Origin of the sequence: Yersinia sp. 2553 StPb PI (genome assembly GCF_052217105.1) — a bacterium.
In the GTDB taxonomy this organism is placed as follows: Bacteria; Pseudomonadota; Gammaproteobacteria; order Enterobacterales; family Enterobacteriaceae; genus Yersinia; species Yersinia enterocolitica_E.
In genome coordinates, this window is the sequence record NZ_JAZGPX010000002.1 from 1184829 (window position 1) to 1209414 (window position 24586).

The window sequence follows — 24586 nt, forward strand, 5'->3', positions numbered from 1 at the left end:
TCAGCCCCTAATATTTATGAGACATCTTCAGGTTAATCCTGAGGCAGCGACCGAGGATGTAATGCAGACCAGTCAGTTATTTACTGCGCTTCAACAGCGGCAACAACAGCGTGATCACCGTTACCTCAAGGGATTGGTGGTGATACTTTTTTTTGCGCTGGTAGTCAGCTTGTGTGCTGGAGATGCGTGGATTTGGCCCACTCAGTGGTTTGGTGAAAACGGGCAATTATTCGTCTGGCAGTTGCGTTTGCCCCGAGCCTTAGCCGTAATGATGGTTGGTGCAAGTCTTGCGGTTGCGGGTGCTGTAATGCAGGCATTGTTTGAAAATCCATTAGCCGAACCCGGTCTGCTGGGGGTGGCGAATGGTGCAGGTGTTGCATTAGTTATGGCGGTCTTGCTAGGGCACGGGTTATTACCGATCTGGTTTTTAAGTGGCTGTGCTATTGCTGGAGCCTTACTTATGACGGTTCTGCTGTTAGGTTTCGCTCGCCGGCGTTTGTTGACTAACGCTCGTCTGTTACTGGTTGGTGTTGCATTGGGGATCGTTTGCAGCGCGGTGATGACATGGGCTGTTTATTTCAGTACCAGCTTGGATTTACGCCAGTTGATGTATTGGATGATGGGGGGATTCAGCGGTATAGATTGGCGACAGCAGGGATTGGTCGTAGCATTGGTGCCGATCGTGGTATGGCTTTGTTGCCAGGGGCGAGTGCTCAACTTTATGTCATTGGGTGAGCAGCAAGCCAGGCAGTTGGGGATCCCACTCCATTTATGGCGGAATTTATTAGTACTGGCTATAGGATTGCTGGTAGGTATTAGTGTTGCTCTGGCTGGTGTTATCAGCTTTATTGGCCTGGTTATTCCCCATATCTTACGATTGACCGGTTTAACTGACCAACGCCATCTGCTAAGCGGATGTGCAATAGCTGGCGCTGGAATACTGTTGTTTGCGGATGTTATCGCACGTATCGCTCTATTTTCGGCTGAGCTGCCCATTGGTGTGGTGACAGCAACGTTGGGTTCGCCATTATTTATCTGGTTGCTGACACGAGTGAAAAGTGTAAAGTGATCTGCCTTACACCTATTGATACTCTTGTAAGTTCATCTGTATATCATCGCTGAATAAGGATCCTTCCTGATGAGTAATCCAATTTATTCCATTCCTGTTAAAACCATTGAAAGTGAACCTATTCTGCTGGAAAAGTATAAAGGCTCAGTGCTGTTGGTGGTTAATGTGGCTTCTCAGTGTGGTCTGACTAAGCAGTATGAAGGGCTTGAAAACCTCTATAAAACATATCATCAGCAAGGTTTTGAAGTCTTAGGTTTTCCGAGTAATGAGTTTGCGGGGCAGGAGCCTGGCAGTGATGAAGAGATCCAAGCTTTCTGCCGTGGCACATTTGGGGTTGAATTTCCGATGTTTAGTAAAATTGAGGTCAATGGCCCGCAACGGCACCCTTTGTACCAGCAATTGATTGCGGCTAAGTCTGTTGCAATAAAACCGGAAGGGAGCGAATTTTATCAACGGTTAGCCAGTAAGGGGCGTGAGCCAAAGCAACCGGGTGATATTCTGTGGAATTTTGAGAAATTCCTGGTTAGTCGTGATGGCGAAGTTCTTGAGCGTTTTGCTCCCGATATGGCACCAGAAGATTCGATTCTAATCAGTGCAATTACTCAAGCGTTAGCCACCAAATAATTTACCGACAACAGGTTTATTTTGATGCTTTTGCAACTCAGCAATGTCCATGTCGAAACCCGCCTTGCGCCTTTTTCTGCCCAGGTGGCTGCTGGGTTGCAAATTCATTTGATAGGTCCCAATGGTGCAGGGAAAAGTACCCTGTTGGCCGCTCTGGCAGGCTTGTTGCCTGCTCGTGGTGATATTTTACTGGCCGGGCAACCACTGCCTATCTATGCAGGGCACGACTTGGCCCGTTCACGAGCCTATCTAAGTCAACAGCAATCGGCTCTGACTCTAATGCCGGTTTTCCAATATCTGGCTCTCTATCAGCCAGCCGGTGCCGCTTTGGATGCTGTAGCGGCAACGATTGGTTATCTCTGTAAAAAATTACGATTAACCGATAAATTGCCAAGAATGTTATCGCAACTTTCAGGCGGCGAGTGGCAGCGTGTTCGGCTCGCGGCAGTATTCTTGCAAGTTTGGCCGGATATCAACGCTGACAGCAAGCTGTTATTGCTTGATGAACCCTATACCGGGCTTGATGTGGCGCAAAAAGTGGCACTTGATAGTCTGCTTGCTGAGTTTTGTGCGGCTGGGCGCAGTGCTATCATTAGTGCTCATGACCTTAACCACACCTTGCAACAGGCTGATCAGGTTTGGTTAATGTCTAAAGGGGACGTGCTTGCACAGGGTGGGGCTAAACAGGTAATGGAGGCAGATATTTTATCTGATGTGTTCGAAGTGGAATTTCAAATACATAGTTTTGATGGCCAGAATTGGATTATTACAAAAAGCATATGATACTTACATTTAGCTACTAAGTTTTATTGGGAGTATAAAATTAATAACCTGCATCTATAATTTGCATTAATATTTGTTATGGTGCTTATTTTTCTTTTTCTCCACAGAAGAAATCAATTAAATCATTGCGATGAAATATCCCACAGTGTTTTATGTTAATTGATTGATTTTACTATGAAAAACAATTCCTTTCTTCGTGAAATACCCTTTCTGAATATATCAGCAAAAAAACGCTATCTTAAGGTTTATTTAAGGTTAATGGACTAGAGTTGACCCTAGCAGACCACAGGTTTATCTGATGGGCGTTTAGTTTTCGTTAACTTAAGTGAGCATATAGTTGCCGACAGCTCTGGTGTCCTAAGGGATTATTCAATGCAGAATTTTTTGCCATTTTCACGTCCGTCAATCGGTACGGACGAAATTAATGCGGTCATAAATGTATTAGGGTCAGGTTGGATAACTACTGGCCCACAGAATCAACAGTTAGAAACTGATTTTTGTAAGGCATTGGGTTGCAAGCATGCTATTGCTGTCAGTTCGGCCACTGCGGGAATGCATATCACCTTGATGGCCTTGGGTATTGGCCCAGGGGATGAAGTTATTACCCCGTCTCAAACGTGGGTTTCTACTCTTAATATGATTGTGTTGTTGGGCGCTGAGCCGGTAATGATTGATGTTGATCGCGACACTTTAATGGTAAATGCTGCGGATGTTGCAGCAGCTATCACCGCAAAAACCAAAGCCATTATCCCGGTGCATTATGCCGGCGCTCCCTGTGATCTTGATGCTTTGCGTTTAATTGCTCAGCATCAAGGTATCCCATTGATTGAAGATGCGGCCCATGCTGCTGGCACCCGCTATGGTAATCAATGGATTGGCGAGAAGGGCACCGCTATTTTCTCTTTCCATGCCATTAAAAACATGACTTGTGCTGAAGGCGGCTTAATTGCCACTGATGATGATGAGCTAGCCGACAAAGTACGGCAACTTAAGTTTCATGGCTTGGGTGTGGATGCCTTTGATCGACAGCTACAAGGGCGTAGCCCACAGGCCGAAGTTATAGTGCCTGGTTATAAATATAACTTATCTGATATTCACGCAGCGATTGCGGTAGTGCAACTCAGGCGTTTACCTGAAATCAATGCTCGTCGCCAAGAATTAGTTGCCCGCTACTATAAAGCATTGAACGATTCCCCCTTGCAACCCCTGGCGGTTCCCGACTATGCCCATCTCCATGCTTGGCATCTGTTTATGGTGCGTGTTGATGAAGGTCGCTGCGGAATTAGTCGCGACTCACTGATGGAGCGGTTGAAAGAGTCAGGAATTGGTACTGGTCTGCATTTTCGTGCCGCCCATACTCAAAAGTATTATCGCGAACGCTATCCACAGTTGCACTTACCCAATACCGAGTGGAATTCCGCCAGATTATGCACATTGCCCCTTTTCCCCGACATGCTAGACAGTGATGTTGACCGGGTAGTTGATGCATTGGCAACTATTATAGGGCCGCACCGTGTTACAAAATGAGCAAATCAAAAAAGTATCAATAGTTATCCCTGTTTATAACGAGCAAGAGAGCTTGCCGGCATTAATAGAGAGGACGTCGGCTGCCTGTAAGTCACTCACCCAACCTTATGAAATTATTCTGGTTGATGACGGGAGTAGTGATAGTTCTGCTGAAATTTTGACAACAGCGGCGAACCTACCTGAAAACCACATAATCGCAGTTTTGCTAAATCGTAATTATGGCCAACATTCAGCCATTATGGCTGGATTCAATCAGGTTAGTGGTGATTTGATCATTACACTTGATGCTGATCTGCAAAACCCGCCGGAGGAAATCCCACGGCTGGTCGGTGTGGCAGAAGAGGGCTACGACGTCGTCGGGACTGTGCGCGCTAATCGGCAAGATTCGCTGTTTCGTAAAACAGCCTCCCGTTTGATTAATCTGATGATTCAACGTGCTACAGGTAAATCTATGGGTGACTATGGCTGCATGTTACGAGCCTACCGCCGTCATATCGTAGAAGCAATGTTACACTGTCACGAACGCAGTACCTTTATTCCCATTCTGGCAAACAGCTTTGCCCGCCGTACCACTGAAATTACAGTTCATCATGCTGAGCGCGAATTCGGTGACTCAAAATACAGCCTGATGAAGCTCATTAATCTTATGTATGACTTGATAACTTGCCTGACAACGACCCCATTACGTCTGTTAAGCCTGGTGGGCAGTGTCATTGCACTTTCTGGTTTTACTCTTGCTGTGCTGTTAGTGGTTTTGCGTTTGGTATTTGGCCCGGAATGGGCGGGCGGCGGTGTCTTTACGCTCTTTGCCGTGTTGTTCATGTTCATCGGTGCCCAATTCGTTGGTATGGGGCTACTCGGTGAATACATCGGTCGAATTTATAACGATGTGCGCGCGCGCCCACGTTATTTCATACAGAAAGTGGTCGGGGCAGAGCATACCGACAATAATCAGGAAGTAGAAAAATGAAAGCGATTGTATTTGCCTATCATGATATTGGCTGTGTAGGTCTAAAAGCACTAGTAGAAGCTGGTTACGATATTCAGGCAGTATTTACCCATACTGACGATCCTAATGAGAATCGTTTTTTCTCTTCAGTGGCCCGGGTTGCTGCTGATTTAGAACTTCCTGTATTTGCACCGGATGATGCCAATCATCCGTTATGGGTTGAGCGCATTAAGCAATTACAGCCGGATATTATTTTCTCTTTCTATTATCGCAATATGCTGTGTGATGAAATTTTGTCGTTAGCACCGCAAGGAGGATTCAATTTACACGGCTCCTTGTTGCCGAAATACCGAGGGCGTGCTCCGATTAACTGGGCGCTGGTTAATGGGGAGACCGAAACAGGTGTAACCTTGCACCAAATGGTAAAAAAAGCTGATGCAGGCCCAATTGTGGGTCAGCACAAAGTTACCATCAGCGATACAGATACTGCATTGACATTACATGCAAAAATGCGTGAAGCGTCGCAAGAGTTGTTACGTGATTTATTGCCAAAAATGAAGCGTTCTTCACTGCATCTGACACCACAAAAAGAAGCTGATGCCAGCTATTTTGGCCGTCGAACTGCTGCTGATGGAGAGGTCAATTGGCAAAAGTCAGCATCAGATATCAATAATTTAGTTCGTGCCGTGACGGAGCCTTATCCCGGTGCATTCAGCTATCTTGGACAGCGTAAACTCATCATCTGGCGTGCGCGACCGCTGAAGATGGCACACGGAAAGTTACCCGGCACCATACTCTCAATTTCACCTTTAGTTGTCGCCTGCGGTGAAGGTGCGCTGGAGATTGTTACTGGTCAGGGAGACGCTGGTTTGTATGTTCAGGGCAGTCGATTAGCCCAAGAAATGGGCATTGTCACGGATGTGCGTTTAGCTAATAGACCAAGCAATGCTTTGAAAAGACGTACCCGTGTACTGATCCTTGGTGTGAACGGCTTCATTGGTAATCACTTAACCGAACGCTTGTTGCGTGATGACCGTTACGAAGTCTATGGTCTGGATATTGGTTCTGATGCTATTAGTCGTTTCTTGGATAACCCTTTCTTCCATTTCGTGGAAGGCGACATCAGTATTCATTCCGAATGGATCGAATATCATATTAAAAAATGTGATGTCATTTTGCCGCTGGTGGCTATTGCGACGCCAATTGAATATACCCGCAATCCACTGCGTGTTTTCGAATTAGATTTTGAAGAAAATTTAAAGATTGTTCGCGATTGCGTTAAATACAATAAACGTATTGTCTTCCCATCCACTTCTGAAGTTTATGGTATGTGTGATGACAAAGAGTTTGACGAGGACAGTTCGCGACTGATTGTTGGGCCAATTAACAAACAGCGCTGGATATATTCGGTATCCAAACAATTATTGGATCGTGTTATCTGGGCTTATGGTGCGAAAGAAAATCTCAGATTCACATTGTTCCGCCCATTTAACTGGATGGGGCCACGTCTGGATAACCTTGACGCTGCTCGTATTGGCAGTTCCCGCGCCATTACACAATTGATATTAAATCTGGTTGAAGGCTCTCCTATTCAACTGGTTGATGGCGGCGCGCAAAAACGCTGTTTTACTGATATTCATGATGGCATTGAAGCGCTATTTCGCATTATTGAGAACAATGATGGCTGCTGTGATGGTCAGATAATCAATATTGGTAACCCGACGAATGAGGCTAGTATTCGCGAATTAGCGCAAATGCTGCTGAGTAGTTTTGAAAAACATCAATTACGTGGTCACTTCCCACCATTTGCTGGCTTTAAAGATATCGAAAGCAGTGCCTATTATGGTAAAGGCTACCAAGATGTCGAATATCGCACCCCCAGCATCACGAATGCGCGACGTATTTTACATTGGCAGCCAGAAATCGCTTTGCAGCAAACTGTCAGCGAAACCTTGGATTTCTTCCTTCGTGGTGCTGTACTCGAACTGGGTGAAACCCAAAAGGATGAGCATTATCTATGAAGCAAGTTGGACTAAGAATTGATGTGGATACCTACCGTGGAACAAAAGAAGGTGTGCCATCATTACTTGCTGTATTGGAACAGTATGATATCAGCGCCAGCTTTTTCTTCAGTGTTGGTCCAGATAATATGGGGCGTCACTTGTGGCGCCTTTTCCGACCTCGTTTCTTGTGGAAGATGTTGCGTTCTAATGCCGCTTCGCTTTATGGCTGGGATATCTTACTGGCCGGAACCGCCTGGCCGGGTAAAAAAATCGGTAAAGACCTTGGCTCATTAATGAAAGCCACGCTACAAGCAGGGCATGAGGTTGGTTTGCATGCATGGGATCATCAAGGCTGGCAAGCTAAGGTTGCATCGTGGTCAACACAACAGCTAACTGAGCAGGTTCAATGGGGTGTGGATGAATTACAGAACAGCATTGGGCAGCCAGTAACTTGTTCCGCCGCTGCTGGCTGGCGTGCAGACTCGCGGGTGTTAGCCATCAAGCAACCGTTCGCTTTTCGTTATAACAGTGATTGTCGTGGTACTCACCCTTTCCGCCCCCTATTACCTGATGGCAGTCTCGGCAGTGTACAAATTCCTGTTACGTTGCCAACGTACGATGAAGTCGTAGGGAGTGAAGTGCGGGCTGAGGATTTTAATAATTTCATCATTGAAGCTATTTTGCGTGATAGAGGTGTCTCGGTTTATACCATTCATGCTGAAGTTGAAGGGATGTCTCAGGCAGTAATGTTTGAGCAATTATTAGTCCAGGCCAAAAAACAAGGTATCCAGTTTTGCCCGCTTCGAGAGTTATTACCCGATGATTTAGATTTATTGCCGATAGGGACAGTCGAGCGTACCACCTTTCCTGGCCGAGAGGGTTGGTTAGGGTGTCAGACAAAAATTAAGGATGTCGGATGAAACTGTTAAAAGGAGGCGGGGCAGCACTGTTGGCGTTGTTTTTTGCTTTGCTATACCTATTGCCAATCAATAGTCGTTTACTGTGGCAACCTGACGAAACTCGCTACGCTGAGATTAGTCGGGAAATGTTGCAACGTGGTGATTGGGTTGTGCCGCATTTTCTGGGGATCCGCTATTTCGAAAAGCCTATCGCTGGATATTGGTTTAATAATATTAGCCAGTGGATATTTGGTGACACTAATTTTGCCGTCCGATTTGGTTCCATTTTTAGTACCGCGCTGAGTGCAATCTTAGTCTATTGGTTAGCGACTTTATTGTGGCGTAACCGCTCTACATCGGTACTGGCGACATTAATTTATCTCTCCATGTTGTTGGTATTTAGTATCGGCTCCTATGCGGTATTGGACCCGATGATTTCATTATGGCTAACCGCTTCAATGGTCTGTTTTTATCTCACATTGCGGGCCGAAACTTTGGCGCAGAAGGTTGGGGCTTACCTTTTGCTCGGCCTTGCCTGTGGCATGGGCTTTATGACTAAAGGTTTTCTGGCGTTGGCCGTGCCGGTTATTTCGGTATTGCCTATTGTCATACAGCAAAAGCGAATAAAAGAACTCATCATTTTTGGCCCGATAGCGATATTGGGTGCGGTAATCTTGAGCTTGCCGTGGGCATTGGCCATCGCGCAACGTGAACCCGATTTCTGGCATTACTTCTTTTGGGTTGAACATATTCAGAGATTCGCTGAAAAAGATGCTCAACATAAAGCCCCCATTTGGTATTACCTGCCTATTCTTTGCATCGGTGTATTGCCGTGGTTGGGGTTATTACCGGGAGCGTTACTTAAAGGGTGGCGTGAACGGGTGGCAAAACCAGAGCTGTTCTTTTTGCTCAGTTGGGTCGTCATGCCGTTGTTATTCTTCAGTGTGGCTAAAGGAAAACTCCCAACGTATATCTTGCCATGTATGGCTCCACTATCTTTACTGATAGCGGCATATGCAACAGATTGCGCCAGTAACATGCGTATGCGCGCGCTGAAAATAAATGGTGCAATAAATCTTATTTTTGGATTAGTTTGCGCGCTGGCGGTGTTAGTTATTGGTTTGAATTTGGTAGGGCACTTGGTCGCCTATGGGCCACAAGAGCAGCAGAAAGTAGTGTTGGGGATAGTCGCCTTTACTGGATGGGGGTTGGTGGGGCTGATTACATTGTATAATAACGCCCGTTATTGGCGTTGGGCTGCCGCCTGTCCATTATTGTTGGTTTTGCTGGTGGGTTACCTGATTCCTCAACAGGTTATTGATTCCAAACAGCCGCAAAATTTTATTCAGAATAATTTTGATGCGTTGAGCAGCAGCCGCTATGTGCTTACCGACAGTGTGGGTGTAGCGGCAGGGTTAGCCTGGCAACTGAAACGTAGCGATATACTGATGTTCAGCGAAAAGGGCGAGCTGTCTTATGGGCTGAACTATGCTGACAGCAAAGATAAATACATTAGCAATAAAGATTTTAGTGAATGGTTGGCTCATGCAAGGCAGCAAGGTGACGTGTCGTTAGTTGTGCAATTATCTCGCGGTGAGGACATCTCTACCCATTATCCGGTAGCCGACAAGGTTAATTTAATGAATCGTTTGGCACTTTTGTGGTACCAAAAGACACCATGACAAATTATTTGCTATTGATAGTTGTCAGTTTATTGACCTGTGCGGGGCAACTGTGTCAGAAGCAAGCTGCACAATGTTGGGGGCAATCTGGTGAAAAACGGCTTGCGCCCACACTGCGTTGGCTTGCTATCGCAGTGATATTGCTGGGCTTAGGAATGGTGCTGTGGTTGCGTTTATTGCAACATCTGCCTTTGAGTGTGGCTTATCCGCTATTAAGCTTTAACTTTGTGCTGGTGACCTTGGCCGCGCAGTTGTTTTATGGAGAAAAGACAACTTCTCGCCATTGGTTGGGTGTTGCTGCCATTATGTTTGGCATCCTTTTGATTAGTTGGCATTTATGAAAGGTTACCTGTGGGGAATAGGCAGTGTGGTGTTGGTGACCATGGCCCAACTCATGTTGAAGTGGGGGATGATGCATACTCCATTAATATCGTTGGCAGATATTAATGGTCAGTTTTTAGCACATCATCTGACACAATTAATGGCGGTAACTTTCGGGCTAGTCGGCTATGCAGTATCCATGTTGTGCTGGTTTTTTGCCTTAAGGTATTTGCCACTCAATCGAGCCTATCCATTACTGAGTCTTAGTTATGCGCTGGTCTATTTAGCCGCTGTATTGCTACCCTGGTTCAATGAGTCGGCGACGTTACTAAAAACGTTAGGGGCGGGGTTTATCCTACTGGGGATATGGCTGATTCACACCAAACCCATAAAAAGTGATTAAATCTATTATCTCATTCATATAACTTGTTTTTTCCAGACTCGATAGCTAAATTAGCTCTACTGGTACCTCTCGCTGGCCAGATATAGCGCCGAATAGCTTGCTGTGCGGTGGATTGGCTAAGCCTTACTCTGGTGATATCTCGATGCGGATGCGTTTCTGGATCTTTTTGGTCAGTATGATTCTTGCTGGTTGTAGCAGCCATGCTCCAACACCGAGTGGTCACTTATCAGATTCTATTGTGGTAGTCGCTAAACTGAATGAACAACTGCGTCAATGGGAAGGAACGCCATACCGTAATGGTGGGCTGGATCAAAGTGGTGTTGATTGTTCAGGGTTTGTTTACCGCACATTCCGTGATCGTTTTGATATGCAATTACCCCGAACAACAGCAGCGCAGACCACCTTAGGCACTAAAGTCTCTCGTGATGAACTCATGCCTGGCGATTTGGTGTTTTTCAAAACTGGCAGTGGACAAAATGGGCTGCATGTCGGTATTTACGATACTAATGATGAATTTATTCATGCCTCAACGAGTAAAGGTGTGATCCGTTCATCGTTGGAAAATGTTTACTGGAAACGTGTGTACTGGCAAGCGCGTCGCATTTGATGCATTTTCGATATAGTTCTTAATCAATACAGAATGAATCCTCGAACCTAAAGATATCGGCGTTGGTTATGTTATCTTAATAGCTGCTTATTTTGGTTCGGAGCCGCGTTTATGTCATCCCTTCGCTTACTCATTTCTGATTCTTATGACCCCTGGTTTAATCTGGCGGTAGAAGAGTGCATTTTCCGTCAGATGTCCCCGGATCAGCGAGTGTTATTTTTGTGGCGTAATGCTGACACCGTGGTGATAGGCCGTGCTCAGAATCCATGGAAAGAGTGTAATACGCGCCAAATGGAGCAAGATGGCGTGAAGCTGGCTCGGCGCAGCAGCGGCGGCGGGGCGGTATTTCATGATTTGGGCAATACCTGTTTCACCTTTATGGCGGGTAAACCTGAATATGATAAAACGGTCTCCACTCAAATTATTCTTACTGCGTTAGCCTCGCTCGGAATTCAGGCCACCGCTTCAGGTCGTAATGATTTGGTGGTTAAGAACGGTGATGATGAGCGCAAAGTTTCGGGCTCGGCGTATAAAGAGACCAAAGATCGTGGTTTTCATCATGGCACATTGTTATTGAGTGCGGATCTGAGTCGTTTGGCCGATTACCTTAATCCTGATCCGAAAAAATTGCAGGCCAAAGGGATTACATCAGTGCGCTCCCGAGTCACCAATCTGGTGGAGCTATTACCGGGAATTGAGCATCAACAGATTTGTGTCGCCATTGAGCAGGCTTTTTTCGATTATTATAATGAAAAGGTGCTGGCGGAAAGAATCTCCCCACAAGCATTGCCCGACCTACCTGGTTTTACCGAACAATTTGCGAAACAGAGTAGCTGGGAATGGAATTTCGGTCAGGCCCCCGCCTTTAGCCACTTAGTCGATACCCGTTTTATTTGGGGCGGAATTGAACTGCATTTTGATGTATTACAGGGTGCCATCGCTCGCTGCCAAATCTTTACGGATAGTTTGAATCCTGCTCCGCTGGAAGCTTTGGCTGAGCGGCTACAAGGGACGGTGTATCGTCCCGAGGCTATTAACGTTGTTTGTCAGCAATTAAGCGATGATTTTCCTGAGTCACATGCTGAGCTGTTGCAAGTTAGTCACTGGCTGGCTGAGGTATTACGCTGATGACCCCTTTTAACTTCATTCAATCAGATAGCGCTTCAAAATCTGAGAATACGCCTCAATTTAATAATAGCTACGGGCAGCAATTGAGCGGTTTTTATACTCACTTGCAACCAACGCCGTTAAAGGGGGCACGCTTGCTGTACCACAGTTCCCCGTTAGCGCTGGAGCTTGGGCTGGATGAGAGTTGGTTTAGTTTGCCGAAAGCCAGCGTATGGGCAGGAGAGGCTTTGCTACCAGGTATGGAGCCGCTGGCACAAGTATATAGTGGCCACCAGTTCGGCGTATGGGCAGGGCAACTCGGGGATGGCCGTGGGATTTTGCTCGGGGAACAACAACTCAGTGACGGCCGCAGTATGGATTGGCATTTGAAAGGCGCAGGGTTAACCCCTTATTCCCGCATGGGAGATGGGCGGGCCGTTTTGCGCTCAGTCGTCCGGGAGTTTTTAGCCTCCGAAGCATTGCACCATCTAGGAATACCTACCAGCCGTGCACTGACCATTGTTACCAGCGAACATCCTGTTTATCGTGAGCAACCAGAGCGTGGGGCGATGTTATTACGCGTGGCTGAAAGTCATGTTCGTTTTGGCCATTTCGAACACTTCTATTATCGACAGCAGCCTGCACAGGTCAGACAGTTGGCTGATTATGTTATTGCTCGTCACTGGCCGCAATGGGCCGGTCAACCGGAAAGTTACCTGTTGTGGTTTACTGATGTGGTAAAACGCACGGCACGTTTAATCGCTCATTGGCAAACGGTCGGTTTTGCTCATGGTGTGATGAATACCGATAATATGTCGATTCTTGGTATTACCATGGACTATGGTCCATTTGGTTTTCTTGATGACTATGTACCGGGATATATTTGCAATCACTCTGATCATCAGGGGCGTTATGCTTTCGATAATCAGCCAGCGGTCGCACTATGGAATCTGCATCGGTTGGGGCAGGCGTTGTCCGGCTTAATGTCGGTGGAGCAGCTACAGTTGGCACTAGAGGCTTATGAGCCAGAGTTAATGGCAGCTTATGGCCAACAGATGCGCGCTAAACTAGGTTTTGTCGAAAACAGCAGCCAGGATAACGAGTTACTGACAGGATTATTGAGTTTGATGATTCAAGAGGGGCGAGATTATACCCGTACATTCCGCTTGTTGAGCCAGGTTGAAATGCATTCGGCGCAATCGCCACTACGTGATGATTTTATCGATAGAGCCGGTTTTGACAGTTGGTACCACCGTTATCGTACACGTTTGCAACAAGAGCTGATTGACGATGTTCAGCGTCAGCAATTGATGAAAGCGGTTAACCCGAAATATATATTGCGTAACTACCTGGCACAGCAAGTGATTGATCACGCTGAAAAGGATGATATTCAACCTCTACAGCGGTTGCATCAGGCATTACAACATCCTTTCGCAGAGCAACCTGAATTTGATGACTTGGCGGCATTACCTCCTGACTGGGGGAAACATCTGGAAATCTCCTGTTCCAGTTAGTTGGTTGCATATCCAACGTATTCAGTGACTCGGGTGAGTAACAACCGCTAACTTAGCGGTGGCTTCAAGGATGAAAGGTATTTCAATCACTCCTACTCGTCGCTAACAGAAGACGTTTTACCGGCTGGACTCCCCGGCACTCCGCAACTGTTGTAGAACTTGGGGTGTTTGCAGGCCAAAACTCAGTAATGCTCTATCATCAATGACCAGTAATCGTTGTTTTTTACCCGCAGGAGTCAGAGCTACTCCCGGTAAGCGCCATATATTATCAATGCCACCCAGTGATTTAACGCTATATGACGTAACAATCAGCAGGTCAGGAGCACTGGCGATAATCCCTTCTTGTGATAAAGGGCGATAGCCGCTGAATTTTTGCATGGTGTTGTTCAGGCCTGAAAGGCGAAATAAGCTATCCGCAGCAGTATTTTTACCCGCAGCCAGCGGCGGTAACCCCGCGTGGCTTAGGATAAATAGAACCTTTACCGACAATGGTGTGGAATCTATCATTGCTAGCTGTTGCTGGTAGTGATTGATCAGTTGTCGGCCTTTCTGTTGCTGATTAACTGCGGTGGCAATCAACTGAATTTTAGTTACCACTGTTTGTGGCGAGCTGTCCGCGGGAATAAGTATGACCTTTACCCCATAGTCAGTGATTTGCTTCAGCGCTCGTGACGCTGAAGCCTGCTTACGACATAACACCAACGTAGGTTGTAACGCGAGAATGCCTTCGGCATTGAGTTGTCGCAAGTAACCCACGTCGGGTAAGGTTTTCAATTCACTGGGGTGCTGGCTGGCACTATCCCTGGCCACCATGTTGGCACCTACGCCTAATGCGTAGGTGATTTCAGAGATATCACTACCGAGTGTGATAATGCGTTGGCTGGCAATGCCACTGATTGGAATTATAAGGGCAATAAATATTAGCCATTTATTCATCAGCGGAGCCTATGGCAGTCAATTCGGCCAGTTGCTGATGCCAGTGGTGCTGCTCTGGTTGGCCTTCGCTACGTTGCCCAAATAATTGCAGAATATGATTACCTTGAGTATCCAGCAGCTCCAGACTTGAGATGTAACCCTCTTTGGTCGGTTTGCGTGTTACCCAACTTTCTGCAATGGCATTCTCATGCAGGTGCAAAGCAAAACGGCGGTTAAGCACACTGATCCAATGAGGCGGCGGTGTTTGCTTCCCCTGACAGGCAATAAATTGTTCTATCACGCCAGTGAAGATCTGCATACACCCGGTGTTACCGACAAAGATCATCACTTCATTCTGGCAAGCCTGTGCCGCATATAAAATTTGCCTTAATGCTTTATTATCAACCGGATAAGCCAGATCATCACCGACAGACCGGAAGGCTTGCCGGCGGGTGATTTTATTGCGTTTGAGTAGCATAAAGAACTGATGGATATCGTTCATCTTGCGCCATTCATTATCTATCGCAGCGTTATCAATGGCTGTCTCTTGAGTTAACGCCTTTTCTGCGGGGGAGAACACCAATCGCGCATTGGTTTCACAGCGATACTTTTCTACCAACTGCTGCCATGCGTTAAGGTCTGTTTCTTCGGTACAGTAGATTTGATGGATTGCCTTGCCTTGCAGATTACAGCAGTGAATGCTCAGTTGCTTACCCTGTGGTGTCTCCTCACTCAGGCTAAAAATGCTGTCCCATTGGCGGAAAAACAGCCTTAAATCCAGCGCGCGTGGATTAAGAACCAAGCCCAGGTGACCGTGCAAGCGTAAATTCTGGTACTCACCCCAATGCTCATGTATTGCATAATCGTTACGGGTGATCGATTTAGTGACACCGACACTGGCTAACTCAGTCAGCAGTCTATCGGCACTGATATCCAGGCGTTCTGCATCCTGTCCTACCCGCGCATAAAATAGCTCGGCTTCACTGATATTCATCATGAGGGCAATATCGTATAGAGGCTTGCTGGGGTGTTGCTGCCGAATGTTGAGATAGTGTTGGTAATGTGACATTTCCATGAGTCGCTTCCTTGTGATTACCACTGATAGCTGATTAACAGTTTGGCATTACGCCCATCCCGCGGGATTGCTTGCGGTGAGTAGTACTCCTTATTAAACGCATTACCCAATACTGCGGTGGTGGTGAGGCCATTCAAGCTGCCAGCCCCACGGTAGCTTAGGTCAAAGTCATGGACCGCATAACCAGCTTGCGGCGCATAGGAACGGCGTGACGACGTTTTGGCATCGTTATTTTTCATAAACTTGGTGTTTTCTGCCATTGTCAGGATCCAGCCAGTGCTAAAACCACTGTTGGCAATAGGGATATTAAGCCTGCTGGTGACGGTATCTGGATTGATACTGTTAATAAATTGGCGGGTGTCGAGATTAATAGCACGAGTGCGGTTATAGGCCAGCGCCCAGTCAATCCATTGATTCTGGTAATCCAATGACACATCCCAACCCCAGCTTTTACTGCGCGGGATATTGATGTAGCCGGAGTAATTTTTACCAAAAAATTCGGTGTGGACTTCACTGGTGATGCGGTTTTTGGCATCAATATTAAAGTAGCTGGCTTTGAATTCAATCAAATCATCATTGGACAATAATTGTTCAAAGTTCAAACCAAAACCAGCCTCACGAGTGACGTTGCTTTCGGGTTTTAGGTTTGGATTGGGTCGCCAGCGATTGGTAAAAGGCCCCATAGAGAAATGAATCGAATCATTATAAAGCTCAGTCAGCGTTGGGGTACGGAACGCTTGGCTGTAGGCACTAAACAACATCAGCCAATCGGTGGGCTTGAGGGTAACGGCACCTCGAGTTGACCCGTTTTTAGCTTCTCTATCAGCAAAACCGGCGCGGCTGTTGTGATAACGATCAAAACGGCTGCCTAGCAGCAAGGTAACGGGTAAATCACGCAGCGTAACTTCATCTTGCAACCAACCGGAGGAAAATTTGATTTCAGACGGGGGGAAACTACGAATAACACCGACTGGAACTTGCTCTTGATGGTAGGTTTCAATGCCATAAGTGAATAAATTTGCAGCCGGGCTGTGAGTAAATAGCAGGCTGCTATTTTCCAGCTTTAAACCACGGGTGATCTGTTTTCGGCGGCCTGAGCCTTCGCGATTGACGTCATCGCTAATATTGATCTCGGAATAGTAGAGTTGGCTGGTGGCATCCAACCAATCAAGGTGTTGTGGTTGCAGGCGGTAGGTTAACTCGGCATCACGTTGAAGGGTGGAACGATTCATCATTGGATTTTTATTAAATTTTAAGTCAGGCGTACTAAGATTAGCCATGCGCGGTTCTAGTGCTTGGTTATTGTAATAACGCAGGGCGGTGGTTAACGATTGGCTGTCAGAAAGATAGGCGGTGCCCTTAAACATCAAGCTGTTAATCGTTTCATCATTCGGCGCTTCATTACCGTTGCCGTGGTAAATATTGCCGACCTTACGTTTACTTAGCGCGATAATGCCATCAAGACTCTCTGTACGGCCAAACATGGACACCCCAGAGCCGATACTGTGATAACCCGTGGCGCCAAAGCCACTGACTCGGAAACCAAGATTTTGGCCCTCAGCCAGCAAGTCGGCCGCATCAACGGTCTGGTAAGCAATCACCCCGCCCATGGCACCACTGCCAAACCTTGATGTTGATGGGCTACGAATGATGCTGACCTGCTTTATCAGGGCCGGATCAAGGAAAGTACCACTGATATTGGCCCCCGTGATGCCCTGACGAATACCATCAATGAGCACCAGCACACCATACTGATCATAGCCTCTGATATTAACGTTCTGTCCATTGGTGCGCCCAACACCGCTAACACTCACACCGGGTACGTTTTGCAGCATTTCTGCGGCGGTGGTAGCAGTTTGTTTGTCTGGTAATGCAGCATCAATGACGGTGACTGTGCCGGGGGTGTTGAAACTGTCAGTCGCCGGTTGAGTTCCGGTAACAATAAGGGTGTGATTCTTACTGGCAGGTGCCGAATGAGCTGTTGCCAGCGGGGATAACGCCACGGTTATTGCCAGACTGCATAAAGACAAACGAAAAAAACGAAGCATAAGCAACTCTCCCTATGTTATTAAACATAATCAATAAGTTGCTGGCTGCCTGAGTATTCAATATAAGGTGGCTGGCGTAGTGGATATTTTTTGCAAATAGGATCGAGTGACTAAAAATTATTTAGTCAGTATTAGTTTTCCTGCTTTGGTTTGGCGCAAATAATAGAACTGCCCTTGGTGATTGATCACCACGACATCATGTTGACCAAGCAGTTGTCCGCTATTAATACAGGATAATTGCAACACCGCAGGAGATGGGGTTGGTGTGCAATTTACGGCTTGATTAGGATAGGTGCCCTTGCGCATAAGAAGTATTCTTTAGAGTATCCAGTTAAGTGATAATCATTATCATCTTCATCTGTGGATGGTTTCAATAACAATCTCTATTACTTTTTATGTTAATTCCTTTATTTTTCTTAGTAATTAATATTTTGGATAGATAGTTTAGAATTGATTTGTAAAAAGGGAGCTTGAGCGGAATGAGGGGGCGTGGACCATTTAATCCAGTGATAGAACAGAGTCAATGTGGCGTGTTAACCCATTCTATCACTGTGTGTTAATTAAAACCGGCTGCTGACAGCAATGGCCAATAAGTTCAATAACTGTTCAGTATCGGCCCAATTCAGGCAAGGGTCGGTAATGGATTGTCCATAGATCAAGGGCTGACCCGCAACAATTTTCTGCGAGCCCTCAATCAGGAAGCTTTCAGCCATCACACCGACAATAGCGCTAGAACCGTTACGGATTTGCTGCCCGATATCAGCGGCAACTTCCAACTGGCGGCGGTGCATTTTCTGACAATTACCATGGCTAAAATCGACCACCAGATGTTCCGGTAAATCGAATTCACGCAGGCTGTCACAGGCTGTGGCAATATCAGATGCACCATAATTAGGCTGCCGACCGCCACGCATAATAATGTGCCCATGCGGGTTGCCGCTGGTTTGGTAAATCGTCATCTGGCCGTTTTTATCCGGGGATAAAAACATATGGCTGGCTTGCGCGGCACGGATAGCATCAATTGCAATGCGGGTATTGCCGTCAGTGCCATTTTTGAAACCCACCGGGCAGGAGAGGGCCGATGCCATTTCTCGATGAATCTGGCTTTCCGTGGTACGTGCGCCAATGGCCCCCCAACTGATCAGGTCGGCAATGTACTGACCTGTCACCATATCAAGGAATTCGGTGGCAGTAGGTAGACCTAACTCATTAACTGCCAATAGCAGTTTGCGCGCCATCTCAATCCCTCGATTGACCTGACATGAGCCATCCAACGCCGGGTCAGAAATTAACCCCTTCCAACCCACGACGGTGCGCGGTTTCTCGAAATAGGTGCGCATGACGACTTCCAGGCGATCCTGATAGCGCTCGCGTAATACATTCAGTCGGGTGGCGTAATCAATGGCGGCATCAAGGTCGTGAATCGAGCAGGGACCGACAACCACTAGCAAGCGGGAGTCTTCGCCGGTGAGGATCTTTTCAATTCGTTTACGTGACGCTGTCACGTTATCGGCAATGCTGGCAGAAATCGGTAATTTTTCCGCCAGTTGTTGTGGCGTGATTAAGCTATCGATGCGCGCAGTCCGCAGTTCATCTGTTTTGTGCATGGAAATTCTCTAAATCTGTTCTTCTCTGCGGCAGGAATACCGGGAAGTGATGGCGATCACAATAAACCAAAACTAAATGAATTCAACCGCCACGGCCTTGATTCATACAATTTGTGATGAAATAAACTGTAAATAATATCTCAGGCAAATATTCCATTAGAACATGCGGCGACTCATGCCTAAAATATCCAGGATTTTGGTGGAGATTTCCTCAACGGAGTAGTTAGTGGAGTTCAGATAGCGAATCTGATTCTTGCGAAATAGCGCTTCTACTTCACCCACCTCTATTCGGCATTGGTGCAGCGAGGCATAACGGCTATTTTCACGTCGTTCTTCACGGATTGCCGCCAGCCGTTCAGGGTTAATTGTCAAACCAAACAGTTTTTGCTGAAAAGGTTTCAGCGCGGCGGGAAGTTGCAAATTGTCCATATCATCGGCGATAAATGGGTAGTTTGCAGCACGAATCCCAAATTGCATGGCTAAATAGAGGCTGGTTGGGGTTTTACCGCAACGGGAAACCCCCAATAGAATCACCTGTGCTTGATCCAGATTACGCAGAGAAATACCGTCATCATGGGCCAGGGCGTAGTCGATAGCCGCAATCCGCGCATCGTATTTGCCCAAATTGCTTTCAGTAAGACCGTGGGTTCGGTTGAGCACCGGTTGTGGGGCAACCCCCAGTTCGCCCTGTAGTGGGGCAACCAGTGCTTGCACAATATCCTGACAAAATCCCTCACTGTGCTGAATGAGTTCACGCACTTCCGCACTGATTATCGAATAGAAAACCAGCGGTCTAACGCCAGTGTCTTGATATATCTGATTAATCTTCTGGCAAACCTCTTGCGCACGCGCAGCACTTTCGACAAACGGCAGCGTAAAGGTAGTGGCTTTAACAGGGAACTGCGACAAAACAGCATGACCGAGTACTTCTGCAGTGATGGCGGTACCATCCGAAATATAAAACACACTTCTCTCCACGCTGACTCCTGAGTATTTTTCTGGTCGGATTGACCACACTGATAAATAAGCATCTGGTGACAAGTTTAGCCTAATCAGTGTGCCTGATTCGGCCTATCGGTAAAGCGTTTGCTGTCAGAATCGCCTGAAAATAACTTTTCTTGTTGGGTTGATCGATTCACCTGTCCATGGACTATGGATCATTGTGCTAGTCTGAAATAGCTGATTCGTCAGCCGTGATACCTCCGTCTGTACCCTACTGACCGTCCATAATTAATAGACAATGTAAAAAGGATTGTTTCGATGTCCAACAATGGCCTAAATCTGTGCAATGTGCTTTGGTACAATCAGCTTGGCATGAACGATGTTGAGCGGGTAGGCGGCAAGAATGCCTCCCTGGGTGAAATGATAACCAATCTTTCAGACCTGGGTGTTTCGGTACCTAATGGTTTTGCTACCACAGCTCAAGCATTTAACGAATTTCTGGAGCAAAGCGGTGTTAACCAACGCATTTATCAATTGTTGGATCAGACCAATGTTGATGATATTGCGGCATTAGCCAAAGCGGGCGCGCAGATTCGTCAATGGGTGGTTGAGACGCCGTTCCATCCCGAGTTTGAACAGGCTATTCATGAAGCCTACCAACAATTAGCTGACGGTGAGCCTGAGGCTTCTTTTGCTGTGCGCTCATCGGCTACTGCCGAAGATATGCCAGATGCCTCCTTTGCCGGCCAGCAGGAAACCTTCTTGAATGTGCAGGGGATTGATGCGGTGATGGTTGCTATCAAGCACGTATTTGCCTCACTGTTCAATGATCGCGCTATTTCCTATCGTGTGCATCAAGGCTACGACCACCGTGGGGTGGCGCTATCTGCTGGTGTACAACGGATGGTGCGCTCTGATCTCGCCTCGGCGGGCGTGATGTTTACTATTGATACTGAATCAGGCTTCGATCAGGTGGTTTTTATCACCGCAGCTTATGGTTTAGGCGAAATGGTGGTGCAAGGGGCGGTGAACCCGGATGAGTTTTATGTCCATAAGCCAACATTGCGTAATGGCAAACCCGCGATAGTACGCCGCACTATGGGTTCGAAAAAAATTCGCATGATCTATGCCGAAAGCCAGGAACATGGCAAACAGGTACAGATTGAAGATGTGCCAGAAGTACAACGCAATCGTTTCGCTCTCAGTGATGAAGAGGTACAAGTGCTGGCGCATCAGGCACTATCAATCGAAAAGCATTATGGCCGCCCGATGGACATTGAGTGGGCCAAAGATGGCCATACCGGTAAGCTGTTTATCGTGCAAGCTCGCCCAGAAACAGTACGTTCCAACGAGCAAGTTATGGAGCGTTATCTGCTGAATGCCCAAAGTGAGGTGCTGGTGGAGGGGCGCGCCATTGGTCATCGTATTGGTGCGGGGCCGGTTAAGGTGATTAATGATATCAGCGAGATGGACCGTATTCAGGCGGGTGATGTACTGGTAACAGACATGACGGACCCTGACTGGGAACCGATCATGAAAAAAGCATCAGCGATTGTGACCAACCGTGGCGGGCGTACCTGCCATGCGGCAATCATCGCTCGTGAGCTGGGGATCCCAGCCGTTGTGGGTTGTGGTAATGCCACTGATATTCTGAGAGAAGGGCAGAAGGTTACGGTTTCTTGCGCCGAAGGGGATACGGGCTATGTTTATCAAGAGTTGCTCGATTTCTCGATTCAGAGCTCACAAGTTACTGAACTGCCTGATTTGCCGTTGAAAATAATGATGAATGTTGGCAATCCAGACCGAGCCTTCGACTTTGCCCGTCTCCCAAATGACGGCGTTGGCTTGGCGCGTCTGGAATTTATCATCAACCGCATGATTGGTGTGCATCCTAAAGCATTGCTGGAATTCGATAGCCAGGAGCCTGCAATTCAGGCAGAAATCAAAGCCTTGATGAAGGGTTATGACGATCCGGTCGAGTTTTACGTTGGTCGCTTGACCGAAGGGATCTCTACCTTGGGTGCCGCTTTCTGGCCGAAACGTGTGATTGTGCGCTTGTCGGATTTTAAATCTAACGAATACGCCAATCTGGTTGGCGGAGAAGCTTATGAGCCACATGAAGAGAATCCGATGTTAGGTTTCCGTGGGGCGGGGCGTTATGTCGCAGACAGCTTCCGTGATTGTTTCGCACTGGAGTGTGAGGCGGTTAAGCGGGTGCGGAATGTGATGGGGTTGACTAACGTCGAAGTCATGGTGCCTTTCGTACGTACAGTGGCTCAGGCAGAGGCGGTGGTGGCAGAACTGGCAAGACAAGGACTGAAACGTGGTGAGAATGGCCTGAAGCTTATTATGATGTGCGAAATCCCGTCCAATGCATTGCTGGCGGATCAATTCCTTGAGCATTTTGATGGCTTCTCTATCGGCTCCAATGATATGACTCAGTTAACATTGGGGCTGGATCGCGACTCCGGTGTGGTTTCTGAACTGTTTGATGAGCGCAATGAAGCCGTTAAGGCGTTGCTGTCGATGGCCATTCAGGCGGCGAAACGTCAAGGCAAGTATGTGGGGATTTGTGGTCAGGGTCCGTCAGACCATGAGGATTTTGCTTTATGGCTGATGGATCAGGGGATTGACAGTTTGTCCCTTAACCCAGACACCGTAGTACAAACGTGGGTCAGTTTGGCGCAACATACTAAGCATTGATTGGACTCGGGTTATACCGATAGAGAGACATTTAATTATCCGCAGCTTAGGTTGCGGATTTTTTGCAATAATAAGTAAAAAAAAAAGCCCGTCTAAGATGACAGGCAAAGACTACACACAGCAATACGTGTATTCGATTACAGATATTTAAATAAGTCATTTGAAGATGAATTATTTAAATGCCTTGGGGAAAGCACTTTCTAATAATAATATTAAGTAAATTCCGTGGCTTAGTCATTAAGAATCTTCTGAATATAATAGGTTAAATAAATGTTTTTATAGGATTAATTTCATATGGTTATTAATAATCATTCTATTTAATAACTAATGAAATACAGGTTGAGAATAGAAATAGAGGAATTAAAACGGTTGTTCTTAATTGTTAATAGCGAATGTCGCTGGATAATAGGGGTTCGGCAGCATAACTACCAAACCCCCGGTAAGAGCTAAAGCTCTTCTAAATGCTTGGCAACTTCCTTCATACTCTCTTCAGGTTCCGGCGCTTCATTGACCCAGGCAGAAGTCAGGCGGTAGGAGATGGCTAACACCACCGGCCCAATAAACAAGCCAATCATGCCGAATGACAACAAGCCACCAATCACCCCGGACAGGATGAGAATCATCGGCATATCAGCTTCCATACGGATAAGGTAGGGGCGTAAAACGTTATCCATGGTACCAACGATACAGCTCCAAACCAGCAGTGCCGTGCCCCAGGTGGTATCACCGGTCCAATACAACCAGATAATTGCCGGGACCAGTATCAACAGTGGCCCAAGCTGAGCTACGCAGCAGATAAACATTAATACGGTAAACAGTGTGGCGTATTGAATGCCCGCAATCGCCAGCCCAATCCCGCCCAGCACTGCTTGTACCAGTGCGGTGACCACGACCCCCAATGCGACGGCCCGGATAGCTTTAGCGGCCAGCACCACGACGGCATCACCACGTTTATCGGCAGCGCGCACCGCAAAATGGCGGATACCCAGCCCGACTTGCTCACCATGGAAATAGAGTAAAACACTGAACAGCACCATCAGCGCCAGATGAATCAAAAAATAACCGACATGGGCGGCTTGAGCTACCAGCCAGGTCGCGGCCGCACCAATATAGGGTTGAACTTTGGCGATCATCGCATTGCCACCACCGGCAACCAATGTATGCCAACTACTATAGAGTTTGTTCCCCACCATTGGGATCGATTGCAACCAGGTCATATCCGGCATGCGCACATTAGACGGGCTGGATGCCCACTGGATAAGCGGGCCGCTGTTTTCCACCAGGCTGCTGACCAGTAGGGCTATCGGGATGACAAACAACAACACCAGCAGCAGAGTCATGACAATAGCAGCCAGCCAGCGCTTACCCCAAAGTAGCCTTTGCAGCCTAATCAACAGTGGCCAGGTCGCAATGACTACCATGCCCGCCCAGGCAAAACCCATAATAAAAGGCTGTACCACCCAGAAACTGGCGATAATCATTATCATAATGAATATCACCCCAAACATCAGTTTAGGTAAATCGAAACGGCGCTGCTGCGGGTAATTCATCAATGGGTTCTCACATCGAAAGTCATGGCAAGGTGGCCATCGCACTGTTTTTTAGGCACTCATTAGATTTTGAACTAATTAAGCATCTGTACTAATCATGGTGTATTTTTTAATGTTTTAACAGACAACGCCGGATTTTACTGCTGTGATTTGTTAAAAAATAGCATTAGCTTGGACATAACAAAAACACCGACCGCAACCAAGGTGCTGAAACAATGTTCTTTCGGCGTGGTGCGACTATTATTTATACAATATATA

Annotated in this window: 21 protein-coding genes and 1 other RNA gene; 14 read left to right on the top strand and 8 right to left on the bottom strand. The window is 47.0% G+C overall.

Annotated elements, in window-relative coordinates; genetic code table 11:
* The first annotated feature begins 61 nt into the window (after positions 1-61).
* The 13 genes from btuC (at position 62) to V2A84_RS06790 (ending at position 13488) form a co-directional block, all read left to right on the top strand.
* On the top strand, positions 62-1069 hold the full coding sequence (btuC, locus tag V2A84_RS06730) for a vitamin B12 ABC transporter permease BtuC (RefSeq protein WP_442849117.1): 1008 nt from the start codon (positions 62-64) through the stop codon (positions 1067-1069).
* A gap of 69 nt (positions 1070-1138) precedes the next feature.
* Positions 1139-1693 carry a glutathione peroxidase gene (locus V2A84_RS06735; RefSeq protein WP_442848664.1) on the top strand — a complete coding sequence of 185 codons (555 nt, stop codon included), beginning with the start codon at positions 1139-1141 and terminating at the stop codon, positions 1691-1693.
* A gap of 24 nt (positions 1694-1717) precedes the next feature.
* Complete coding sequence (gene btuD / locus V2A84_RS06740; protein ID WP_193784652.1) at positions 1718-2476, top strand: vitamin B12 ABC transporter ATP-binding protein BtuD; 759 nt, start codon at positions 1718-1720, stop codon at positions 2474-2476.
* Positions 2477-2848: 372 nt separating this feature from the next.
* Positions 2849-4003, top strand: coding sequence for a UDP-4-amino-4-deoxy-L-arabinose aminotransferase (gene arnB / locus V2A84_RS06745; protein ID WP_083158702.1), 1155 nt, complete (start codon positions 2849-2851; stop codon positions 4001-4003).
* Positions 3990-4973 (top strand): undecaprenyl-phosphate 4-deoxy-4-formamido-L-arabinose transferase, encoded by a 984-nt coding sequence (gene arnC, locus V2A84_RS06750; RefSeq protein ID WP_442848665.1) that lies wholly within the window; start codon positions 3990-3992, stop codon positions 4971-4973. Before arnB ends, arnC begins: the two co-directional genes overlap by 14 nt.
* On the top strand, positions 4970-6973 hold the full coding sequence (gene arnA / locus V2A84_RS06755; protein WP_083158704.1) for a bifunctional UDP-4-amino-4-deoxy-L-arabinose formyltransferase/UDP-glucuronic acid oxidase ArnA: 2004 nt from the start codon (positions 4970-4972) through the stop codon (positions 6971-6973). Before arnC ends, arnA begins: the two co-directional genes overlap by 4 nt.
* Positions 6970-7875 (top strand): 4-deoxy-4-formamido-L-arabinose-phosphoundecaprenol deformylase, encoded by a 906-nt coding sequence (gene arnD, locus V2A84_RS06760; protein ID WP_083158705.1) that lies wholly within the window; start codon positions 6970-6972, stop codon positions 7873-7875. The genes arnA and arnD overlap by 4 nt, the downstream gene beginning before the upstream one ends.
* The gene (arnT, locus tag V2A84_RS06765) at positions 7872-9536 is read left to right on the top strand and encodes a lipid IV(A) 4-amino-4-deoxy-L-arabinosyltransferase (protein WP_372569236.1); all 1665 of its coding nucleotides are present in this window, start codon (positions 7872-7874) and stop codon (positions 9534-9536) included. Before arnD ends, arnT begins: the two co-directional genes overlap by 4 nt.
* Complete coding sequence (gene arnE, locus V2A84_RS06770) at positions 9533-9877, top strand: 4-amino-4-deoxy-L-arabinose-phosphoundecaprenol flippase subunit ArnE (protein WP_083158706.1); 345 nt, start codon at positions 9533-9535, stop codon at positions 9875-9877. The genes arnT and arnE overlap by 4 nt, the downstream gene beginning before the upstream one ends.
* On the top strand, positions 9874-10260 hold the full coding sequence (arnF, locus tag V2A84_RS06775) for a 4-amino-4-deoxy-L-arabinose-phosphoundecaprenol flippase subunit ArnF (protein WP_083158707.1): 387 nt from the start codon (positions 9874-9876) through the stop codon (positions 10258-10260). The genes arnE and arnF overlap by 4 nt, the downstream gene beginning before the upstream one ends.
* Positions 10261-10402: 142 nt before the next feature.
* Positions 10403-10867, top strand: coding sequence for an NlpC/P60 family protein (locus tag V2A84_RS06780; RefSeq protein ID WP_083158708.1), 465 nt, complete (start codon positions 10403-10405; stop codon positions 10865-10867).
* Between the two features lie 111 nt (positions 10868-10978).
* Positions 10979-11995 (top strand): lipoate--protein ligase A, encoded by a 1017-nt coding sequence (locus V2A84_RS06785; protein WP_372569235.1) that lies wholly within the window; start codon positions 10979-10981, stop codon positions 11993-11995.
* Entirely contained in the window at positions 11995-13488 is a 1494-nt protein-coding gene (locus V2A84_RS06790) for a protein adenylyltransferase SelO (RefSeq protein WP_083158710.1), read from the top strand. The genes V2A84_RS06785 and V2A84_RS06790 overlap by 1 nt, the downstream gene beginning before the upstream one ends.
* Before the next feature lie 117 nt (positions 13489-13605).
* Here V2A84_RS06790 and V2A84_RS06795 read toward each other — a convergent pair whose 3' ends face one another.
* The 6 genes from V2A84_RS06795 to ppsR form a co-directional block, all read right to left on the bottom strand.
* Positions 13606-14424, bottom strand: coding sequence for a heme/hemin ABC transporter substrate-binding protein (locus V2A84_RS06795; RefSeq protein ID WP_083158711.1), 819 nt, complete (start codon positions 14422-14424; stop codon positions 13606-13608).
* Positions 14417-15478, bottom strand: a complete 1062-nt coding sequence (locus V2A84_RS06800) for a hemin-degrading factor (protein ID WP_083158712.1) — start codon at positions 15476-15478, stop codon at positions 14417-14419. The genes V2A84_RS06795 and V2A84_RS06800 overlap by 8 nt, the downstream gene beginning before the upstream one ends.
* Positions 15479-15495: 17 nt before the next feature.
* Entirely contained in the window at positions 15496-17526 is a 2031-nt protein-coding gene (locus tag V2A84_RS06805) for a TonB-dependent hemoglobin/transferrin/lactoferrin family receptor (RefSeq protein WP_083158713.1), read from the bottom strand.
* A gap of 117 nt (positions 17527-17643) precedes the next feature.
* Positions 17644-17832 carry a hemin uptake protein HemP gene (gene hemP, locus V2A84_RS06810; RefSeq protein WP_083158714.1) on the bottom strand — a complete coding sequence of 63 codons (189 nt, stop codon included), beginning with the start codon at positions 17830-17832 and terminating at the stop codon, positions 17644-17646.
* A gap of 254 nt (positions 17833-18086) precedes the next feature.
* A complete protein-coding gene (locus V2A84_RS06815; RefSeq protein WP_083158715.1) occupies positions 18087-19133 on the bottom strand; it encodes a 3-deoxy-7-phosphoheptulonate synthase in 1047 nt (348 codons plus the stop codon).
* A gap of 156 nt (positions 19134-19289) precedes the next feature.
* A complete protein-coding gene (ppsR, locus tag V2A84_RS06820; protein ID WP_083158716.1) occupies positions 19290-20111 on the bottom strand; it encodes a posphoenolpyruvate synthetase regulatory kinase/phosphorylase PpsR in 822 nt (273 codons plus the stop codon).
* 282 nt (positions 20112-20393) lie between these two features.
* Here ppsR and ppsA point away from each other — a divergent pair, with 282 nt between their 5' ends.
* On the top strand, positions 20394-22778 hold the full coding sequence (gene ppsA, locus V2A84_RS06825) for a phosphoenolpyruvate synthase (protein WP_083158717.1): 2385 nt from the start codon (positions 20394-20396) through the stop codon (positions 22776-22778).
* Positions 22779-22854: 76 nt separating this feature from the next.
* On the opposite strand, the gene rprA is transcribed toward ppsA, so the two are convergent.
* Positions 22855-22959: antisense sRNA RprA (gene rprA / locus V2A84_RS06830), an RNA gene on the bottom strand.
* A 265-nt stretch (positions 22960-23224) separates the two neighbouring features.
* Positions 23225-24328, bottom strand: a complete 1104-nt coding sequence (ydiK, locus tag V2A84_RS06835) for an AI-2E family transporter YdiK (protein WP_083158718.1) — start codon at positions 24326-24328, stop codon at positions 23225-23227.
* Between the last annotated feature and the right edge of the window lie 258 nt (positions 24329-24586).